This is a genomic window from Haemophilus parainfluenzae (assembly GCF_003252755.1).
Lineage (GTDB): Bacteria > Pseudomonadota > Gammaproteobacteria > Enterobacterales > Pasteurellaceae > Haemophilus_D > Haemophilus_D parainfluenzae_N.
In genome coordinates this window covers 57,916-77,484 of record NZ_QEPT01000006.1, presented here as the reverse complement: position 1 = coordinate 77,484, position 19,569 = coordinate 57,916, and the positions used below count along the sequence as shown (strand labels likewise).

Genomic DNA, 19,569 nt, shown 5'->3' with positions numbered 1-19,569 from the left:
TTTTTAGTAATGCACGAGGGAAGAGATAATTATTTTGGATAATTTGAGAAAAGGACAGACTTGTGGTCTGTCTAGACGGGCAATTTCATTTCTCGGATACGCATGGTTAATCCATCGATCAACAACAAGCGTCCACATAAATTTGAACCGATTTTTAACCGCACTTTGAGCGCTTCTAAGGCTTGAATTGAACCCACAATCCCTACAATTGGCGCCAGTACGCCTGCTTCTACACAACTTAAAACATTTTGTCCAAAAAGTTGGCTGAGTTGGCGATAGGTTGGAGTATTGGGTTCGTAAGTAAAGACAGAAACTTGCCCTTCTAAACGAATCGCCGCACCTGAAATTAGCGGGATCTTCGCTTTCTCACAACCACGATCGAGCGCATTACGAATATCCACGTTATCGGTACAATCTAATATCACATCAAAGTGCGGTATGATTTCCGCGAGTTTTTCTTTGGAAAGTTGTGCATTGATGGTTTCAATTTCGACGTGTGGATTAATCTGTTGTAACGCGATTTTAGCCGATTCCACTTTAGGCATATTTAATCGGCTATCAGTATGTAACACCTGACGTTGTAAATTGGAAAGCGATACGGTGTCGAAATCTAACAAGGTTAAATGACCCACGCCAGCAGCTGCAAGATATTGACTTGCCGCACAACCTAAACCGCCCAGACCGACAATTAACATGCGGCTGTCTTTGAGTTTTTCTTGTCCGTCAAAATCAACCGCTTTTAAGATGATTTGGCGGTTATAACGCAGTTCTTCTTCGTAGCTTAATTCAGCCATTATTGCCCCAATAGGTGATTAAACGGTTCAATGGTGACGATTTCACCTGCAGCGACATTGCCACGATCTTTTTCGAGACGAATAAAACAGTTACTTTTCACAAAAGAGCTGAATAAATGCGAGCCTTGGAAACCCACTGGATGCACTTCAAGTTGACCATTTTCATTGATTTGATAAAAACCACGTTGGAAATCTAAACGGCCAGGCGCTTTTTTCAAATTAGTCTGGGCAATCGCTTGAAAGTGCGGTTGTTTTTTCGGGTGTTTTTTACCGCTTAATTTGCCAATAGCCGGTTGAACCAATTGATAGAATGTCACTAATGCAGAAACCGGATTGCCAGGTAAACCGCAGAACCAAGCATTTTCTAATTTACCGAAAGCAAATGGTTTGCCGGGTTTCATCGCAATTTTCCAGAAATTCACCTGACCGACTTTTTCTAACACAGTTTTCGTGAAGTCAGCTTCACCCACCGAAACACCGCCACTCGTGATAACCAGATCAGCTTGAGCTTGTGATTTCACAAAAGCTGCTTCAAATTCTGCTTGGTTATCTGGCAGAATGCCGAAATCAAGCACGTCACAATTTAATTTTTCTAGCATTAATTTCACGGTGAAACGGTTGGTATCATAAATTTGTCCCGCTTGTAACGGTTGACCGACTGGGACTAATTCATCACCGGTTGAAAGCACGGCCACTTTTAAACGTGGGTAAGCTTTGACTTCAGCGATACCTAATGAGGCGAGCAAAGGTAAAGAAACGGTATTTAACTCATCGCCTTGATGTAAGACCACATCACCTTTTTTCACATCTTCACCAATGCGACGAATATTCTGATTGGCTTTAGGTAATGCCGCAAAGGTAACTGTACCATCTTCATTGACGGTGACCTCTTCTTGCATGACCACCGCATCGGCACCTTCAGGAATCATCGCACCCGTCATAATTCTGACCGCACTTTGTGCTACCCATTCCCCTTGAAATGGATTACCCGCAAAAGATTTTCCTGCGACAGAAAGTGTCATGGATTGCTGTAAATCGGCTAAACGAACCGCATAGCCATCCATCGCTGAGTTATCAAAAGAAGGCACATTAATCGGAGAAATAACATCTTCCGCACAGACACGATCCGCCGCTTCAGTTAAAGCTAGCGTTTCAGTTTTTGTTGGGAAGGGAAGTTGGTGGAGCATTTGCGCCAAGGCATCTTCAAGTGGCAACATAATTAATCCTTTGGGTTAATCAGAATAAAAGTGGATATATTGTAGCCCGAAATACAATATGAAGGAAATTAATAAATTAGGGTGATTTTTCGCATTTTACGAATAATTCATCTTTTGCTAAAATGCCGCATTATTTTTTTATAAATGGAAAGTGAATGAACGCGATTTCACCTGATGCGGAAAATGTCCGCCGAGCCTTGTTAGCCAAAGGCATCGAAACCCCAATGATTGACCCGACTCAATGTAAAGATGAGCGCCGTGTGGCGATTGCTTCGCATATGCGTGAAGTGATGAAATTGATTGGGTTAGATCTACGTGATGATAGCCTAGAAGAAACACCAAATCGCTTAGCTAAAATGTTTATTGATGAAATTTTCAGTGGAATGGATTATGCCAATTTCCCGAAAATGACGAAAATCAAAAACCAAATGAAAGTGAGCGAAATGGTGCAAGTGAATGACATCACCTTAACCAGTACTTGCGAACATCATTTTGTGACGATTGATGGCAATGTTGCTGTGGCATATTACCCGAAAGATTGGGTAATTGGTTTGTCTAAAATCAATCGCATTGTGGCGTTTTTTGCACAACGTCCACAAGTACAAGAGCGTTTAACTGAACAGCTTTTAACGGCATTTCAAACCATTTTAGAAACCGATGACGTAGCCGTTTATGTAAAAGCGACGCATTTCTGTGTGAAAGCGCGCGGGGTAAAAGATACCCACAGTTATACCGTGACATCAGCCTACGGCGGAGTCTTTTTAGAAGATCGTGAAACCCGAAAAGAATTTTTATCTTCCATTCAGAAATAACAAAAAGCACCGAGTATTCGGTGCTTTTTTATATGTTTTTTAGCTTCGAACACTTAATTTCTCAAATTCTTCGAAGAATGTTGGAAAAGTTTTAGCCGTACATTTGGGATCTAAAATCGTGACGGGTGTATCCGATAACGCAATCAACGCAAAGCACATTGCCATACGGTGATCGTTATAGGTCTCAATTTCAGCATGCTTAAATTGGGAGAGCGCAAGCGGTTGGATACGAATAAAATCTTCACCTTCTTCAACTTCTGCACCAACTTTTCGTAATTCAGTCGCCATTGCTGCAAGACGATCAGTTTCTTTTACTCGCCAGTTATAAATATTGCGAATAACGGTTTCACCCTTTGCAAATAAAGCGGTTGTTGCTATTGTCATGGCCGCATCAGGAATGTGGTTCATATCCATATCAATACCATGGAGTCCAGCTTGTTCTGCCTGAATAAAATCTTCACCCCAAGTGATTTTTGCACCCATGTTTTCTAGCACATCGGCAAATAGGCGGTCACCTTGAATGGAATGTTTGCCAATTCCTGTCACTTTTACGCGGCCTTTAATCGCGGCAGCGGCAAGGAAATAAGAGGCGGATGAAGCATCACCTTCTACCATATATTTGCTAGGTGAGACATAGGATTGGTTACCTTTCACCTTAAACACTTGATAATGTTGATTTTCAACTGAAATACCAAAATCTTTCATCATCGCGAGGGTGATATCAATATAAGGTTTTGAAACTAAATCACCCACAATATGGATATCTAAATCGCCTTCAGCAAGAGGTGCTGCCATTAAAAGTGCGGTCAAAAATTGAGAAGAAATTGAACCGTCAATTTTAACTACGCCACCTTTAATCCCTTGGTTGCGAATCGCAACAGGTGGATAGCCGTCATTTTCTAAATAACGAACATTAGCGCCCGCTTGAAGAAGTGCATCTACCAAATGTTTGATTGGACGCTCTTTCATACGAGGCTCACCGGTCAAAATAATTTCGCCTTCAGTTTTGCCTTTTAAACAAAGTGCAGCCGTTAAAGGACGCATGGCTGTACCGGCATTACCGAGAAACAGCGACAAGCCATTTTCAACCTGAAATGCACCACCTAAGCCTTCAACTTCACAGCAAGTTTTGTCTTCAGAAAGCTGGTAATTCACCCCTAAAGCTTTAAGGGCATTTAGCATATGACGAATGTCATCACTGTCTAATAAGTTAGTAACCGTTGTGGTGCCTTTAGCTAATGCCGCTAATAATAATGCACGGTTCGATAAACTTTTCGAACCCGGTAAGTTGATTTCACCTTCAATACGGGAAATCGGCTCTAAGGTGATAGCTTTCATTACAAGACCACCGTTTTGTTTTTATACACAAAAATACGATCGTGTAAGGCAAGATCGAGTGCACGGCTTAATACGGTTTTTTCCACGTCACGGCCTGCACGCATCATTGCATCGGCAGAGTAGGTGTGGTCTACGTTAATCACGTTTTGCATAATGATCGGACCTTGATCCAATTCATTGTTAATAAAATGAGCCGTTGCACCGATAATTTTCACGCCGCGCTCATAGGCTTGTTGATAAGGTTTTGCCCCAATAAATGCGGGTAAGAATGAATGGTGAATATTAATCACACGATTTGGATAACGCGCCACGAATTCAGGATTTAATACACGCATATATTTAGCTAAAACAATATAATCAGGTGCATATTCATCAATTTTTTCAGCGAGCAATTTATCGTGTTCCACGCGCGTGAGTCCTTCATGGCTGACACAATGGAATGGAATATCAAAGCGTTCAACTAATTCGCGTAAATTATCGTGATTTCCAATTACTGCCGCAATTTCTACATCTAATGCACCGTAGTAATTTTTCATTAAAATATCACCTAAGCAGTGCGCTTCTTTGGTGACTAAAATCACGATTCGTTTACGTTTTGCGCTGATTAGGTGGCAATTTGTCCCAGCCGGCAAACTATAATTTAAGTCAGCTAACAAGGTTTCTTCATTAAAAATGCCTTCCAATTCAGTACGCATAAAGAAATGTTTCGTTTCAAAATCAACGAACTCATTATTGTGGAGGATATTTAATTGATGTTTGTAACAAATGTTGGTGATTTTAGCGATTAAGCCTTTATCATCAGGACAGTCGGTCAGTAATATTTTCTTTTCTAACATAATGAATGTCTTGCCAGGTAAATAAAAAAAGAGAACCCATAAAAATGGGTTCTACATAGTCGATAATAAAATTAGATTTCAAAAGAAGCTAAAGAAACACCTTTATCTAAGGCCTTTTGAATCACACGAGGTGTACGACCTTGGCCAGTCCATGTTCTCTCTTGACCAGTTTCATCAGTATATTTGTATTTTGCTGGACGAGGTTCACGTTTTTTACGAATTGAAGAAGGTGCAGCACCAATAATTGCAGTTAATTCTTCAGCAGTGATGCCTTCTTGTTTAATTAATTCTTTATATTTTGCAATACGTGCTCGACGTTCTTGTTCTGCTTGTTCAATTTCCGCGGCTTGAGCACGCTTTTCTTCAATTGCAGTTTGTAATTTTAAAAGTGAGCTCTCTGCTTGCTCTAATGTTAAATCACGTACCGCAGCACGTAAACTTCGAAGATTTGTTAAACCTTTTGTCAATTCATTCATAAATAACCCCTATATGATGTGTGAATATTTAATTTATCTCTGCTAGCTATAATAACGAAAAGTAGAAGTTAGGTAAATATTAAACCTTGCAATTAAAACTCAAAATTAATTGGTCAGACTTCATTATGACAATAACGATAAATATTCCCTACTTTGTAATTGAGTATTTATTGTAATAATAGTTCATAAAATGTTAACAATACATGTAACTTTTTTGAAAAAAAGAAAATTTTATCTAAGATGATAAGATTTTATTGGTAATGTTATTCGTTTTAATGTAATCTTTCCACATCCTATACAACAGTAGAGGTGCGGTCATTATAAGTATTTTCCTGGAGTGGATAGCGTTGAAGGGAAAGGAAAGGAATGATTGCCGAAATCGAATAGGCGTCATCTTATTCGGTTGGTCACGTCTTCGAAAGGAACGTGACTGTCATAGTTTTTGTGTATTAACTATGGAGCGCTACGGTTCGGTCTGGTCATCATTGTGTCTTTTCTTGCCGTTGTCTCCATTAAATTATTAGGTATAACTTAATGGAACTAGTCGATTATTCTTCATCTATTTATTCAATTATACCCGCATTACTAGCGATTATTTTAGCGATTGTAACGCGTCGGGTTTTAGTTTCGCTGAGTGCTGGGATTATTGTCGGTGCGTTAATGTTGGTTGATTTCAACCCATTGAATGCGCTCATTTATTTAAAAGATAATGTTATTGCATTAGTTTATAGTAGCGAAGAAGGCATGAATTCAAATATGAATATCGTGTTTTTCTTAGTTTTACTTGGCGTATTGACCGCACTTTTAACCGTATCAGGCAGCAACCGTGCATTTGCTGAATGGGCGCAAAATAAAATTAAAGGTCGTCGTGGTGCGAAATTATTAGCGGCATCTTTAGTGTTTGTAACCTTTATTGATGATTATTTCCACAGTCTTGCAGTGGGTGCCATTGCACGTCCAGTAACCGATCGTTTTAAAGTTTCTCGTGCTAAATTAGCGTATATCCTTGACTCCACTGCTGCACCAATGTGTGTCATGATGCCGGTATCAAGCTGGGGTGCATACATTATTACACTCGTGGCAGGTCTATTGGCGACGTATTCTATTACCTCTTATACACCAATGGGTGCATTTGTCGCCATGAGTTCAATGAACTACTATGCAATTTTCTCATTATTGATGGTGTTCTTTGTTGCTTATTTCTCATTTGATATTGCATCAATGGCACGTCATGAAAAATTAGCCATGGAGCGCGATTATAAAGAAGAAGTCATTGAAGGTGTGAAAGGTAAAGTTCGCAACTTAATTTTACCGATTTTAGTCTTAATTACCGTCACTGTTTTCATGATGATTCATACGGGTAGCGAAGCCTTAGCGGCAGATGGAAAACCATTTAGCCTCTTAGGTGCATTTGAAAATACAACCGTCGGTATTTCGCTTGTGGTTGGTGGTTCAAGTGCAGTTGCGATGTCAACATTATTGATTATTCTTGAGCGTCAAGTTTCTTTACAAGAATACGGAAAAGCGTGGGTTGCCGGTATTAAATCTATGTTAGGTGCAATTGCAATCCTATTCTTTGCTTGGACAATTAATAAAGTGGTGGGTGATGCACAAACCGGTAAATACTTATCTTCTTTAGTGAGTGGCAGTATTCCTGTTCAATTTTTACCTGTGATTTTATTTATCCTTGGTTCAGCAATGGCATTCTCAACCGGAACAAGCTGGGGTACATTTGGCATTATGTTACCAATCGCAGCTGCAATGGCGACCAACTCTGCTCCAGAGTTATTACTTCCTTGCCTATCTGCCGTCATGGCTGGCGCGGTATGTGGCGACCACTGTTCACCAGTTTCGGATACAACGATTCTGTCATCAACTGGGGCAAAATGTAACCACATGGATCACGTCACGACACAATTACCTTATGCGGCAACTGTTGCAACAGCAAGTGCTGTGGGCTACATTGTGGTTGGCTTTACAGAATCTGGTTTAGCTGGATTTGTGACAACTGCGGTTGTTTTAGTGGCTTTAGTGTTTATCGTGAAAAAACGTTAATCATAAAAGATAAAAAGAAAGGGCGTACTTATGTACGTCCTTTTTGTATTTATTGTGAAAATTAGAGTAATGGACTAAACAAGAAAAATAACCGCTCGATGATTCGATGATAGAAAGGACGATTGATCCATTCTTGCATATTGAGTGCAGAAGAATTCGCTAAATAATTTTCATGAAGTGTGGCGACTTCATTGGCAAAATTACGATCTTCTACAGCAACAGTGATTTCAAAGTTAAGCAAGAAGCTACGTAAATCCATATTTACTGTACCAACGAGTGCAAGTTTATTATCAATTAGCACGCTTTTAGTATGGAGAAGCCCAGCTTCAAAATGATAAATTTTGACACCGGCTTCGAGTAAATCATCAAAGAATGTTCGACTCGCCCAACGAACCATTAAGGAATCATTGTTTTTAGGTAAAATGAGCGTGATATCCACTCCGCGGAATGCGGCAATACGTAATGCTTCAGCAATATTGTGGCTAGGCACAAAATAAGGTGAAGTGATAACAATACTTTCTCTTGCTGCGTAAATCACTGTTGCAAGAGACTGTGCAATTAAATCATCTGGGAACGCTGGACCACTCGCAATGACTTGTACAGAATGGGTATCATTGTCATCAATTTTCACGAGCGGACAATTTGGTAATAAAAGTGGTAATTCTTCAGTAGTTTCAATTTCCCAGTCCCAAGCATGTAGACTATTTAAAATTGGCGAAACAGGACCGTTGATTCGCACCATCACATCTATCCAATTACCAACATTGCTTTTTTGTTTAAAGAAATTCGGATCGACCATATTCATACTGCCAGTATAGGCAATTTGATTATCAATGACGATAATTTTACGGTGTTGGCGTAAATCAATTCGGTTGAAGAACATACGGAATAAATTTACGTGTAGCGCCTCTGTAATTTTGATGCCTTTAGCCCTCATTTCCTTACAAACAGGGCTTTTCAGAAAAGTATTACTGCCAACAGAATCGAGTAAAAGACAAACTTTAACTCCACGTTGCACAGCTTCCTCTAAGGCTTGTTTAACTTCATTAATTAGACCATCATTGCTCCAAATATAGAACACCATATTAATAGAGTGATGTGCTTGTTGAATATCACTAATGATGCTTCGAATAATGGTTTCCGGTGTATCGAGAATATGTAATTCATTTCCTCGGATATTTGGAATACCTAAGCGTTGGTGGACTAATTTAAATAGGGCTCGATAACGAGGATCCTGGGAATGCGTAACTAGATCTTTTTGTTCTGAGAGTTGCTGAAGCCATTGCATATATTTAGGTTTTAATAATTGAAATACTTTGGCTCGTCGAGCTCCGAGTTTAATCTCTCCAAAAATTAAATAAGCAATGACGCCAATTAATGGTACAAGGTAGATAATCATCAGCCATGACAACGTAGCTGAAACCGCTTGTTTTTTTACTAGCAAACGCAATGTGACAGAAATAACAGCTACCCAAATTAACACGGGAATAATATAAACCAGTATAATATGTTCAAAACTCATTAATTTTTAACCGCACTTATGAAATTAGACATTGTTTATCAGACCGGTGATTTTATCATTATTTATAAGCCTTGTGGGCTAAGTGTGCATAAAGATCAAAGTAAAATTGGTTTAACCACTTTGCTTGCTAAGCAGCTTAATGTGCCACAAGTATGGCTTGTACATCGGTTAGATAAAGTGACATCAGGTTTGCTCATTTTGGCATTGAATGCTGAAAGTGCGGCTGAATTTTATCGACTTTTTTCTGAACATTGTATCCAAAAGACTTATTTTGCTCTCAGTACTCAAAAGCCGAAAAAGAAACAGGGATTGATTATCGGAGATATGCAAAAGGCACGTAATGGAGCTTGGAAACTTTGCCAATCAAAAGAGAATCCCGCAATTACGCGTTTTGAAAGTGTAAGTTGTGAGCCTAATTTACGATTATTTATCTTAAAGCCACAAACCGGTAAAACCCATCAATTGCGTGTTGCGATGAAAAGCTTAGGGAGCCCAATTTTAGGGGATCTGCTTTATGGTAAAAACACTGAAAATATTAACCGCACTTATTTGCACGCTGCAAGATTGCAATTTGAATTTAAAGGTCAGGCATTTGATGTGTTTACTCTTCCTAAAGAAGGGGAGTGGTGGCATCTTGACTGTGTCATGTCTCAGATTCAAAAATTTGGCTCAGTAAACACTGAGCCAAAGAAATAAACTTTATTGATTATTTTGCTAATCCGATACCTGTATAGCCTCGTTCACGCATGGTAGCTTCTTTTGATTTACGAATTAGGGTCTCAATTGTCATGCCTTGTACGAGAATTGAGAATGCCACAACCGCATATGTCATACCTAAAATAAGATCACGAACATCCATTTCTAATCCTTCAATATAAAATTGACCACTTGGAATAGAAAGCGCCATAGCCAGTGCTAATCCGCCTCGTAATGCACCCCAAGTGAGCACTTTCATGGTGTAAGGATTGTATTTACGGTAACGTTTCATGACTTGGAATGGCAACCAAACACTTGCATAGCGACAGATTAAGCAAACCGGAATAGCGAGGAAAATTAAGATTAAACCTTGCCAAGACACATGAATCAATAAAATCGCTAAACCTATCAATATGAAGAGTAAGGAGTTGAGGAAGTGATCAATCATTTCCCAAAAGTGATCTAAATAGCGTTGGCTTTGTTGAGAAAAGCCTGTGTATCTTGTCCAGTTCCCAATTAAAATCCCCGCGACAACCATAGCTAATGCACCTGAGACGTGTAAGAGATTAGCAAGCATAAAGCCCGCAGTTGGTACGATTAAGGTTAAGAGAATTTCTAGCGAACCATCATCTGTAGCTGAAATCAAATAATGGGCAAATAGGCCTAAAACCAATCCAAATGCAATCCCGCCTAACGCTTCTTTAAAAAATAAATGGAGAATACTGCTTGCTGTCGGTTCATGTCCGCCAAATGCGACGGCAAAAACCGTGGTGAAAATCACCAATCCAATCCCATCATTAAAAAGTGATTCGCCTTCCACCTGCATGGATAGGCGTTTTGGTGCTTTTAAGTTTTTGATAATGGCGAGTACAGCAATAGGGTCATCAGGCGATATTAGTGCGCCAAATAAGATGCAGTAAATTAAATCAATATGCCATCCGAAAAGTAAGGCAATGCCATAAAGTAGAAAACCAATAAAGAAAGTAGAGGCAAGCGTTGAGAACAGGGCGAAAGTGGTAATTTCCCATTTTTGATTATTTAATACAGGAAGTTTAATCCCTAAGGCTCCGGCAAAGAGTAAAAAACCTAAAATTCCATTTAATAAGAAATCTTTAAAATCAATACGTTCAATAACACGAGTTGCAATATCATCTAAATTAAACCAGTTGAAATAACCTAGCAAAACGAGAAACAGTGATCCTGCCATGGAAGTGGCTGTGATAGCGATGGTATATTGGATATTATCATTCAGTTTACGGGTGATAAAACTAATAAGAATGGCTATTGTGGTAAGGAAACACAAGTAAGTATAAGTATTCATAAAATGATCCGAGAGAGTAATAAAAACATTGTAAGTATAAGCAAGTTACTTTTATTTATAAAGTGCGTTTTTAGGAAAAGTTTTAATGAGAACAGAGGATAAAATTTATTTGATTGCAACTGAAGCGTAATTACATTAATAGGCGCAACTTCTTCCGTTACAAGAGGAAAAGTGCGGTTAAGATTTCAATTATTTTGTATAATAGACCCAATTTTTCACATTAGGAACAAAAATGAAATTTATCTCTTTTAATATTAATGGCTTACGTGCCCGCCCTCATCAGCTTGAAGCAATTATTGAAAAATACCAACCGGATGTGATTGGTTTACAAGAAATCAAAGTGGCGGATGAGGATTTTCCTTATGCGATTACTGAAAATCTGGGTTATCACGTTTTTCATCACGGGCAAAAAGGCCACTATGGTGTAGCCTTATTAACTAAACAAGAACCAAAAGCGGTACGTCGTGGTTTTCCAACCGATAATGAAGATGCGCAAAAACGCATTATTATGGCAGATTTAGAAACCCCATTTGGTTTGTTAACGGTAATTAATGGCTATTTTCCACAAGGCGAAAGCCGTGCACATGAAACCAAGTTCCCGGCAAAAGAAAAATTTTATGCGGATCTTCAACGTTATTTAGAACAAGATCATGATAAAGCCAATCCGGTTTTAATTATGGGCGATATGAATATCAGTCCAAGCGATTTGGATATTGGTATCGGCGATGAAAACCGCAAACGTTGGTTACGTACCGGTAAATGTTCATTCTTACCCGAAGAGCGTGAATGGTATCAACGCTTATACGATTATGGATTGGAAGATACGTTCCGCAAATTAAATCCAACAGTCAATGACAAGTTCTCGTGGTTTGATTATCGCTCAAAAGGTTTCGATGATAACCGTGGATTACGTATCGATCATATTTTAGTGAATCATCAATTAGCAGAGCGTTGCGTGGACGTCGGCATTGCATTGGATATTCGTGCGATGGAAAAAACGTCAGATCACGCACCAATCTGGGCAGAGTTTAAATAGGAAAGCAGCATGGATATGGCAAATTGGCAGAATTACCGTTCACAAGTAAATGGTATGCCTGCCGTGTTTACCGCAAATATTGAAGATTTAGATGTTTATCATGGTAAACATCTCAGTAAGGTTGTGCAATTTACCGTGCCTTATCAGGGAGATGAGGATGGTTTACCGAATGAAGACGAATATGAAAAATTGATTAATCGTCTTTTTAAAATCCTTGCACAATTGACCGCACTTCCAAATGTTTTCTTTGCTGGGCACTTTATTTGCAACCATCAGGCAAAAATGCATTTTTATTGTGAACATGATGCTTTGCTTAAAGAAACCCTTCAACAACTCGATTTTGTCTCAGAAATCAATGTGCAGGATGATCCCAATTGGGATACCTATTTCGATTTCTTATTGGCTTCTCCATTGGAAATGAAATTAAATGCGACAGAAGAGATTTTGAGTATGCTGAATAGCAAAGGGCGCAATTTAAGCGATACTTATTTGATTGAGCATACTTTTCATTTTGATGAAGAAGAAAAAATGTTCCCTTTCATGGATGAATTAACGCTTGGAAAAGTGTCTTTTAACACTCTTAAATATTCTAGCCAAGCTATTCAAACAGAAGAAGATGAACAACCTTATTTCATGGTGAAATTGGAGCAAGAGCTTTCATTAGATAGTAATGAGATCTTCGATTGGGTAGAGCGTTTTGAAAAATTAGCTATAGAGTTTTCAGGCGACTATATTGGCTGGGAATGCGATAATTTAATGGATGATCGTTCATCATTAAATTAGCCTGATAATCCATTCAATCAGTATAGATTAGATAAAAATAAAGCCCATCAACACGATGGGCTTAAATTCTTTTGGCTACAAATTTAGGATTCGTAAAAGGAGACAAACGAAAGCTAAACCAAAAGAGAAAATTGGCTCCTCCTGCGGGACTCGAACCTGCGACATATGGATTAACAGTCCACCGTTCTACCGACTGAACTAAGGAGGAATAAATTTGGTATCACAAAGAATAGGCGCGCATTTTAATGAGCGACCTGTCGCTTGTCAATACTCAAAATGAAAAAAATCACAAAAAAATTTACCGTTTTTGCTATCCACAAAGCCTGTGGATAACTTTGTGGATTGTTTTTGTTTAAAATGGTCAACCACTGGTGCAGACTGGCTTTGTCTCAAATTGTTCATCTATTAGTCATTTGCTTATATTTGTTTAAATATCAATATGTTACATAAAGTCCAGCAAAAAAAATAAAATATTTTTCAATTTTGAAGTGTTTAAGACTTGACACACCTAAGTATGTGTAAAACTTGGATTTTTATCACTCAATTTAGAGCAATAAATGTGCTAAAATAGCTCCACTTCTAAAATACCTAAAAAATTGACCGCACTTATGGCAGAGAAAATTAATACTAAGCCTTTTATCCTTCATTCTGATTTTAAACCGTCCGGTGACCAACCCCAAGCAATCGAAAAATTAGTCGAAAATTTAGAGGATGGTTTGGCCCATCAAACACTTCTTGGGGTAACGGGGTCAGGCAAAACATTTACCATTGCAAATGTTATAGCGACATTAAATCGCCCGGCGATGTTACTTGCCCCAAATAAAACCCTTGCCGCTCAGCTTTATGCGGAAATGAAGGTGTTCTTTCCTGAAAACGCGGTGGAATATTTCGTTTCATACTATGATTATTATCAGCCGGAAGCTTATGTACCGAGTAGTGATACCTTTATCGAGAAAGATGCGTCTATTAATGATCAGATTGAACAGATGCGTCTTTCGGCTACGAAGTCGTTCTTAGAGCGTCGAGATACTATTGTAGTGGCGTCTGTATCCGCGATTTATGGTTTGGGTGATCCGGATAGCTATTTGCAGATGATGTTGCATTTACAGCAAGGTGCCATTATCGATCAACGTCAGATTTTAGCGAAATTGGCGGAATTACAATACACAAGAAATGATCAAGCCTTTCAGCGCGGTACATTCCGGGTGCGCGGTGAGGTGATTGATATTTTTCCTGCGGAATCTGACGATCGTGCGGTACGAATTGAATTATTTGATGATGAAATTGAACGCCTAAGCTTATTTGATCCTTTAACGGGTACTAGTTTTGGCGCTGTTCCGCGTTTTACGGTGTATCCGAAAACCCACTATGTGACGCCAAGAGAGCGTATTTTAGATGCTATTGAAAAAATCAAAGCGGAACTTGTGCAACGCCGTGAATATTTCATCAAGGAACATAAATTGCTGGAAGAGCAGCGTATAACCCAACGTACGCAATTTGATATTGAGATGATGAATGAGCTTGGCTATTGCTCAGGCATCGAAAACTATTCACGCTATCTTTCTGGCAGAAATGAAGGCGAACCGCCTCCGACATTATTTGATTATATGCCATCTGATGCGATTTTGATTATTGATGAATCACACGTGACCGTGCCGCAAATTGGTGGAATGTATCGTGGTGACCGTTCTCGTAAAGAAACCTTGGTGGAATATGGTTTCCGTTTGCCTTCAGCATTGGATAATCGTCCATTACGCTTTGAAGAGTTTGAGCGTTTAGCACCGCAGACGATTTACGTTTCTGCAACACCTGGCCCTTATGAGTTAGAAAAATCGGGTACTGAAATTGTCGATCAGGTGGTACGTCCAACGGGATTGCTCGATCCACAAATTGAAATTCGTCCTGTATCCATTCAAGTAGATGATTTACTGTCTGAAGCGCGTCAAAGAGCGGATAAAAATGAGCGAGTTTTAGTGACGACGCTAACGAAGAAAATGGCGGAAGATTTAACGGATTACTTAGACGAACACGGAATTCGTGTACGTTATCTGCATTCAGATATTGATACTGTTGAGCGTGTAGAGATTATCCGTGATTTACGTTTAGGTGAATTCGATGTGTTGGTCGGCATCAACTTATTACGTGAGGGGCTGGATATTCCAGAGGTTTCTCTTGTTGCGATTTTAGATGCGGATAAAGAAGGTTTCTTGCGTTCTGAGCGTTCCTTAATCCAAACCATCGGTCGTGCTGCTCGAAACTTGAATGGTAAAGCGATTTTGTATGCTGATAGCATGACTAAATCTATGGAAAAAGCCATTACCGAAACGAATCGCCGTCGTGAAAAACAAATGAAATACAATGAAGAGCACGGTATTGTTCCACAGGCATTGAATAAGAAAGTCGGCGAGTTGTTAGATATTGGTCAAGGTGCAAATCAAAAAGCGAAATCGAAACAGCGTGGAAAAACGGCAGCTGAACCGACCGCACTTTACAATGCACCTAAATCAGCCAAAGAATTCCAACAACAAATTAAGAAATTGGAACAACAAATGTATAAATTTGCTCAAGATCTCGAATTTGAAAAAGCCGCTGCAGTACGCGATCAGCTTCATCAATTGAGAGAGCAGTTTATGATATCTGAATAAGAAAAGAGCGGTCAAATTGACCGCTCTTTTTTCATTTTATTGCACCAATAAGTAGAAGTTGTTTTTACCGCGTAAGATATTGAGTGCAACAGCAGATGGTTTTTCATCTAGCGCTTTACGTAAATCTTGCGTGCTTTCAATTGGCTGACGGTTGATGCCGATGATGATATCACCCGATTTTAAACCGCGTTGTGCCGCCATTGAATTTGGCTGTACTTTGCTAATTTCCACACCTTTTACGCCTTTTGCATCATAGTTGTTTAAGGTTGCACCGTCTAATGCTGGAAGTTCTGTTTTGCTCGCAGTTTGAGAACCATCATCTGCTTGTAAAGTCACTTTTACGTTGTCAGTTTTGCCATCACGTAAGTAAGTGAGTTCAATTTCTTTACCCGCACCAGAGGTCGCGATTTTTGCACGCATTTCGGCGAAACTTGAGATTTTTTGACCATTCATTGCGGTAATTACATCACCCGCTTTTAAGCCTGCTTTTTCGGCGGCAGAATTTGGAATGACTTCACTCACAAAAGCACCTTGTTGCGCACTGACATTAAAGGCTTTCGCTAAATCTGCATTTAATTCACCGCCCTTAATACCGAGTAAACCACGGCGTACTTCACCAAATTCTAAGATTTGTTGCACAAGATTGTTTGCTTGGTTGCTTGGAATTGCAAAGGCAATCCCTGCGTTACCACCATTTGGAGAAATAATCGCGGTATTGATACCAATTAATTCACCTTGTAAATTCAATAATGCACCACCAGAGTTACCACGGTTTACCGCAGCATCGGTTTGAATATAGTTTTCATATGCACCGCTATCTGAACCAGTGGAGCGACCTAGTGCTGAAACAATACCAGAGGTTACGGTTTGACCTAAACCAAATGGGTTACCGATAGCAACGGTAAAATCACCTACACGTAATTTATCGGAATCAGCCATTTTGATTGCGGTGAGGTTTGTTGGTTTTTCGATTTGTACTAAAGCGATATCAGATTGTTCGTCTTTTCCAACGAGTTTTGCTTTGAATTCACGCCCATCTTGTAATTTTACGGTGATTTTATCCGCACCATCTACCACGTGATTGTTAGTTAAAACATAGCCTTTATCTGCATTGATGATCACGCCAGAGCCTAAACCACGGAAGTTGCGTGATGAGCCACGGTTTCCACCAAATTGTTCGCCAAATTGATCACCAAAGAAAAATTTAAATTCTTCAGGAATATCATCAGGTAATGCTGAACGGCTGTTTGCTTTTGCTTTGCCTTCAACTGAAAGAGTCACAACTGCTGCTTGCGCTTTTTCTAACATTGGCGCTAGGCTGCCTTGTTCTACGATTTCATTCGGAATAGCCGCTTGAGCGGATAAAGAGGTCGCAAATACGCTTAAACCTAATGCAATGCCGGTTAATACAAAATTTTTTTTCTTCATAGAGTTCTCCAAGTAAAAAATAAATGACTGAATAAGTGTTCAATCTGACAAAGAAATGGGGGAAATGTTCAGTAAAAACAAGGGAGTTCAAAAAATATTTTAAAAAGTGCGGTCGGAATTGAAATTGTTTTTTATGACCACATTTTATTTAAATTTATTTGTTCATTTTAGAGGATAAAAAAATAATCTATTTTAAATGGAGCAGGTACAACCTATTTTTACGCCAAAATCCTTGCCAGCTAAGGCTGAAATATAATTTAATAGTGTCCTGTTTTACTGTTTTGGAAGTACAAATTTTACGCAATTACATAATAATTGTGTATAAATTCAAATGAACTAGTTTACTAGTACAAAAAAAGGGTGTAGAGTAACGCCATTAGATTTAAGCACAACATTTAAGATTTAGAGAGTGACATATGGCGACGAAGAAAGAAGAAATCGAAGTAAAAGTTGCAAATGATGATACCCGAATTGAAAAAGTGGATCAGGTATTGCCTCCCATTGCTTTATTAGAAAAATTTCCTGCAAGTGAAGAAGCAGCTGAGTTAGTTCGTGAAACCCGTTTACATGCCCACAATATTGTTCATGGAAAAGATGACCGTTTACTTGTGGTAATTGGTCCTTGTTCTATTCATGATCCTAAAGCGGCATTAGATTACGCTAAACGTTTAAAAGTATTACGTGATAAATATAAAGATACACTTGAAGTGGTGATGCGCGTTTACTTTGAAAAACCGCGTACAACAGTGGGCTGGAAAGGCTTAATTAACGATCCTTATTTAAATGATACATATCGTTTAAATGATGGTTTGCGTATTGCACGTAAATTATTATCAGATATTAACAACTTAGGCGTACCATCAGCGGGTGAGTTCTTAGATATGATCACACCACAATATGTAGCTGATTTCATGAGCTGGGGCGCAATTGGTGCGAGAACAACTGAATCTCAAGTTCATCGTGAATTAGCTTCAGGCTTATCTTGTGCGGTAGGCTTTAAAAATGGCACAAATGGTGGCGTAAAAGTCGCCTTAGATGCAATGGGGGCGGCAGAAGCTTCCCATTACTTCTTATCCGTGACAAAATTTGGCCATTCGGCTATTGTTTCAACAAAAGGAAATGAAGACTGCCACATCATTTTACGTGGTGGGGATAAAGGTCCTAACTATAAAGCGGAAGACATTGCAAAAGTTTGTGTAGAGATCGAAAAATCAGGTCGTATTCCACATGTAATGGTTGATTTCAGTCATGCAAATAGTAGCAAACAATTCAAAAAACAAATGGAAGTTTGTGAAGATGTTTGCCAGCAAATTGCAGGCGGTTCAAAACAGATCTTCGGTGTCATGGTAGAAAGCCATATTGTTGAAGGTCGTCAAGACTTAGTCGATGGTAAAGCTCAGACTTACGGGCAAAGTATCACTGATGCTTGTATCGGTTGGGAAGATACAGAAATCGTGTTAAAACAGTTATCCGATGCTGTATTAGCACGTCGCCAAGTAAATGGCTAATAAATTTAATTTTTTAGATGATTAAAAGTGCGGTCAATTTTGACCGCACTTTTTTTATGCGCTTTGAAAAAATGGGATAAAAAGGGTATGCTAGCTCTAATGGAATAAGAAAGGAAATGTATGATGCAGGATATGATAAATGGCTTATTAATTGTCTTAATACCAATGGTGTTAGGTTATTTATTAAAGGTCAATAATAAATCCTATATTGCAAAAATAAATCATATCGTGATGTTTTTGCTTTATATTATTCTTTTCTTAATGGGCTATTTACTTGGTCAGTTAGATGATTTAGAGCATAAACTGCCGATTATTGGCACAACTGCGGTGACACTGTCTGCGATCATTTTGGGATCTAATATGGTTGGTTTGATGCTTTATGACCGCTTTAACCCCGCTGAGCCACTTAAATCACAAGGTAAAATTGATTCTCGTTGGCACTCCTTAATTGACTCACTCAAACTTTCCGGCACGGTAGTGATCGGCACCCTTTGTGGTTTCTTATTCAAATCCTATCTCATGTTGCCTACCGGAATTAATCTGTATGTATTGATCGTACTGATTTTCTTTGTGGGGATTCAGCTAAGAAATAACGGTATTTCCTTAAAAGAGGCCCTTTTCAATAAACGAGGTTTCCAAACAGGGATGGTGTTTACTTTTACTTCATTATTAGGTGGTATCATTGCTGCTTTCGTTTTGGCTATGCCAATTACACAAGGGCTGGCATTTGCCTCTGGAATGGGTTGGTATTCGTTATCTAGTGTAGTATTGACCAATGCATGGGGACCAGTGCCGGGCAGTATTGCCTTTTTTAATGACTTATCCCGTGAAATTGTCAGCTTATTTGTGATCCCATTATTTATGCGTAATTTCCGTTCGACTGCAATTGGGATTACGGGTGCGACAGCAATAGATTGTACCTTGCCAATTATTCAAAAAGCAGGAGGTATTGAAGTCACGCCAATTGCGATTTCATTCGGTTTTGTGACGAATATTCTGCCACCGTTACTATTGGTTTTCTTTTCCAGTATTCCGTTATAAAAAAGAAATACAAAAACAAAAGAGTTAATCGTCACTTTTCGATTAACTCTTTTTTTTATAT

General features: G+C 38.9%; 16 protein-coding genes, 1 tRNA gene and 1 riboswitch. Of the genes, 8 read left to right on the top strand and 9 right to left on the bottom strand.

The features are described from left to right. Positions 1-71: 71 nt before the first annotated feature. Positions 72-794, bottom strand: a complete 723-nt coding sequence (gene moeB / locus DPV95_RS08150; RefSeq protein WP_049367003.1) for a molybdopterin-synthase adenylyltransferase MoeB — start codon at positions 792-794, stop codon at positions 72-74. Further along, positions 794-2,011 (bottom strand): molybdopterin molybdotransferase MoeA, encoded by a 1,218-nt coding sequence (moeA, locus tag DPV95_RS08145; protein WP_049367002.1) that lies wholly within the window; start codon positions 2,009-2,011, stop codon positions 794-796. The genes moeB and moeA overlap by 1 nt, the downstream gene beginning before the upstream one ends. Before the next feature lie 155 nt (positions 2,012-2,166). Here moeA and folE point away from each other — a divergent pair, with 155 nt between their 5' ends. Beyond that, complete coding sequence (gene folE, locus DPV95_RS08140) at positions 2,167-2,823, top strand: GTP cyclohydrolase I FolE (protein WP_049367001.1); 657 nt, start codon at positions 2,167-2,169, stop codon at positions 2,821-2,823. A 39-nt stretch (positions 2,824-2,862) separates the two neighbouring features. Here the strand turns inward: folE and aroA are convergent, their stop codons facing one another. From aroA to DPV95_RS08125, 3 genes are all read right to left on the bottom strand, one after another. Continuing rightward, positions 2,863-4,161, bottom strand: coding sequence for a 3-phosphoshikimate 1-carboxyvinyltransferase (aroA, locus tag DPV95_RS08135; RefSeq protein WP_049367000.1), 1,299 nt, complete (start codon positions 4,159-4,161; stop codon positions 2,863-2,865). Next, positions 4,161-4,997 carry a formyltetrahydrofolate deformylase gene (gene purU / locus DPV95_RS08130; RefSeq protein ID WP_049366999.1) on the bottom strand — a complete coding sequence of 279 codons (837 nt, stop codon included), beginning with the start codon at positions 4,995-4,997 and terminating at the stop codon, positions 4,161-4,163. Before purU ends, aroA begins: the two co-directional genes overlap by 1 nt. A gap of 71 nt (positions 4,998-5,068) precedes the next feature. Beyond that, positions 5,069-5,473 (bottom strand): H-NS family histone-like protein, encoded by a 405-nt coding sequence (locus DPV95_RS08125; RefSeq protein WP_049366998.1) that lies wholly within the window; start codon positions 5,471-5,473, stop codon positions 5,069-5,071. Positions 5,474-5,769: 296 nt separating this feature from the next. After that, positions 5,770-5,947: riboswitch (Lysine riboswitch) on the top strand. 60 nt (positions 5,948-6,007) lie between these two features. On the opposite strand from DPV95_RS08125, the gene DPV95_RS08120 reads away from it, so the two are divergent. Further along, positions 6,008-7,528, top strand: coding sequence for a Na+/H+ antiporter NhaC family protein (locus tag DPV95_RS08120; RefSeq protein WP_049366997.1), 1,521 nt, complete (start codon positions 6,008-6,010; stop codon positions 7,526-7,528). Positions 7,529-7,589: 61 nt separating this feature from the next. Here the strand turns inward: DPV95_RS08120 and cls are convergent, their stop codons facing one another. Continuing rightward, positions 7,590-9,050, bottom strand: a complete 1,461-nt coding sequence (cls, locus tag DPV95_RS08115; protein WP_049366996.1) for a cardiolipin synthase — start codon at positions 9,048-9,050, stop codon at positions 7,590-7,592. Positions 9,051-9,068: 18 nt separating this feature from the next. On the opposite strand from cls, the gene DPV95_RS08110 reads away from it, so the two are divergent. Next, a complete protein-coding gene (locus DPV95_RS08110) occupies positions 9,069-9,746 on the top strand; it encodes a TIGR01621 family pseudouridine synthase (protein WP_049366995.1) in 678 nt (225 codons plus the stop codon). A 10-nt stretch (positions 9,747-9,756) separates the two neighbouring features. Here DPV95_RS08110 and DPV95_RS08105 read toward each other — a convergent pair whose 3' ends face one another. After that, positions 9,757-11,067, bottom strand: coding sequence for a cation:proton antiporter (locus DPV95_RS08105; RefSeq protein WP_049366994.1), 1,311 nt, complete (start codon positions 11,065-11,067; stop codon positions 9,757-9,759). 232 nt (positions 11,068-11,299) lie between these two features. Between DPV95_RS08105 and xthA the strand changes: the two genes are divergently transcribed. After that, on the top strand, positions 11,300-12,103 hold the full coding sequence (gene xthA / locus DPV95_RS08100) for an exodeoxyribonuclease III (RefSeq protein WP_049366993.1): 804 nt from the start codon (positions 11,300-11,302) through the stop codon (positions 12,101-12,103). Positions 12,104-12,112: 9 nt separating this feature from the next. Further along, positions 12,113-12,886, top strand: a complete 774-nt coding sequence (locus tag DPV95_RS08095) for a TIGR01619 family protein (RefSeq protein ID WP_049366992.1) — start codon at positions 12,113-12,115, stop codon at positions 12,884-12,886. 132 nt (positions 12,887-13,018) lie between these two features. Here the strand turns inward: DPV95_RS08095 and DPV95_RS08090 are convergent. Continuing rightward, positions 13,019-13,094: transfer RNA gene (locus DPV95_RS08090), tRNA-Asn, on the bottom strand. A gap of 400 nt (positions 13,095-13,494) precedes the next feature. Here DPV95_RS08090 and uvrB point away from each other — a divergent pair. Continuing rightward, on the top strand, positions 13,495-15,531 hold the full coding sequence (gene uvrB / locus DPV95_RS08085) for an excinuclease ABC subunit UvrB (RefSeq protein WP_049367949.1): 2,037 nt from the start codon (positions 13,495-13,497) through the stop codon (positions 15,529-15,531). Between the two features lie 36 nt (positions 15,532-15,567). On the opposite strand, the gene DPV95_RS08080 is transcribed toward uvrB, so the two are convergent. Further along, positions 15,568-16,959 carry a DegQ family serine endoprotease gene (locus tag DPV95_RS08080; RefSeq protein WP_049367950.1) on the bottom strand — a complete coding sequence of 464 codons (1,392 nt, stop codon included), beginning with the start codon at positions 16,957-16,959 and terminating at the stop codon, positions 15,568-15,570. Positions 16,960-17,375: 416 nt separating this feature from the next. Between DPV95_RS08080 and aroG the strand changes: the two genes are divergently transcribed. Together aroG and DPV95_RS08070 are read left to right on the top strand one after the other, a co-directional pair. Further along, on the top strand, positions 17,376-18,467 hold the full coding sequence (gene aroG / locus DPV95_RS08075; protein WP_049367951.1) for a 3-deoxy-7-phosphoheptulonate synthase AroG: 1,092 nt from the start codon (positions 17,376-17,378) through the stop codon (positions 18,465-18,467). Positions 18,468-18,590: 123 nt separating this feature from the next. Then, on the top strand, positions 18,591-19,508 hold the full coding sequence (locus tag DPV95_RS08070; RefSeq protein ID WP_176697430.1) for a LysO family transporter: 918 nt from the start codon (positions 18,591-18,593) through the stop codon (positions 19,506-19,508). The last annotated feature ends 61 nt before the right edge of the window (positions 19,509-19,569 follow it).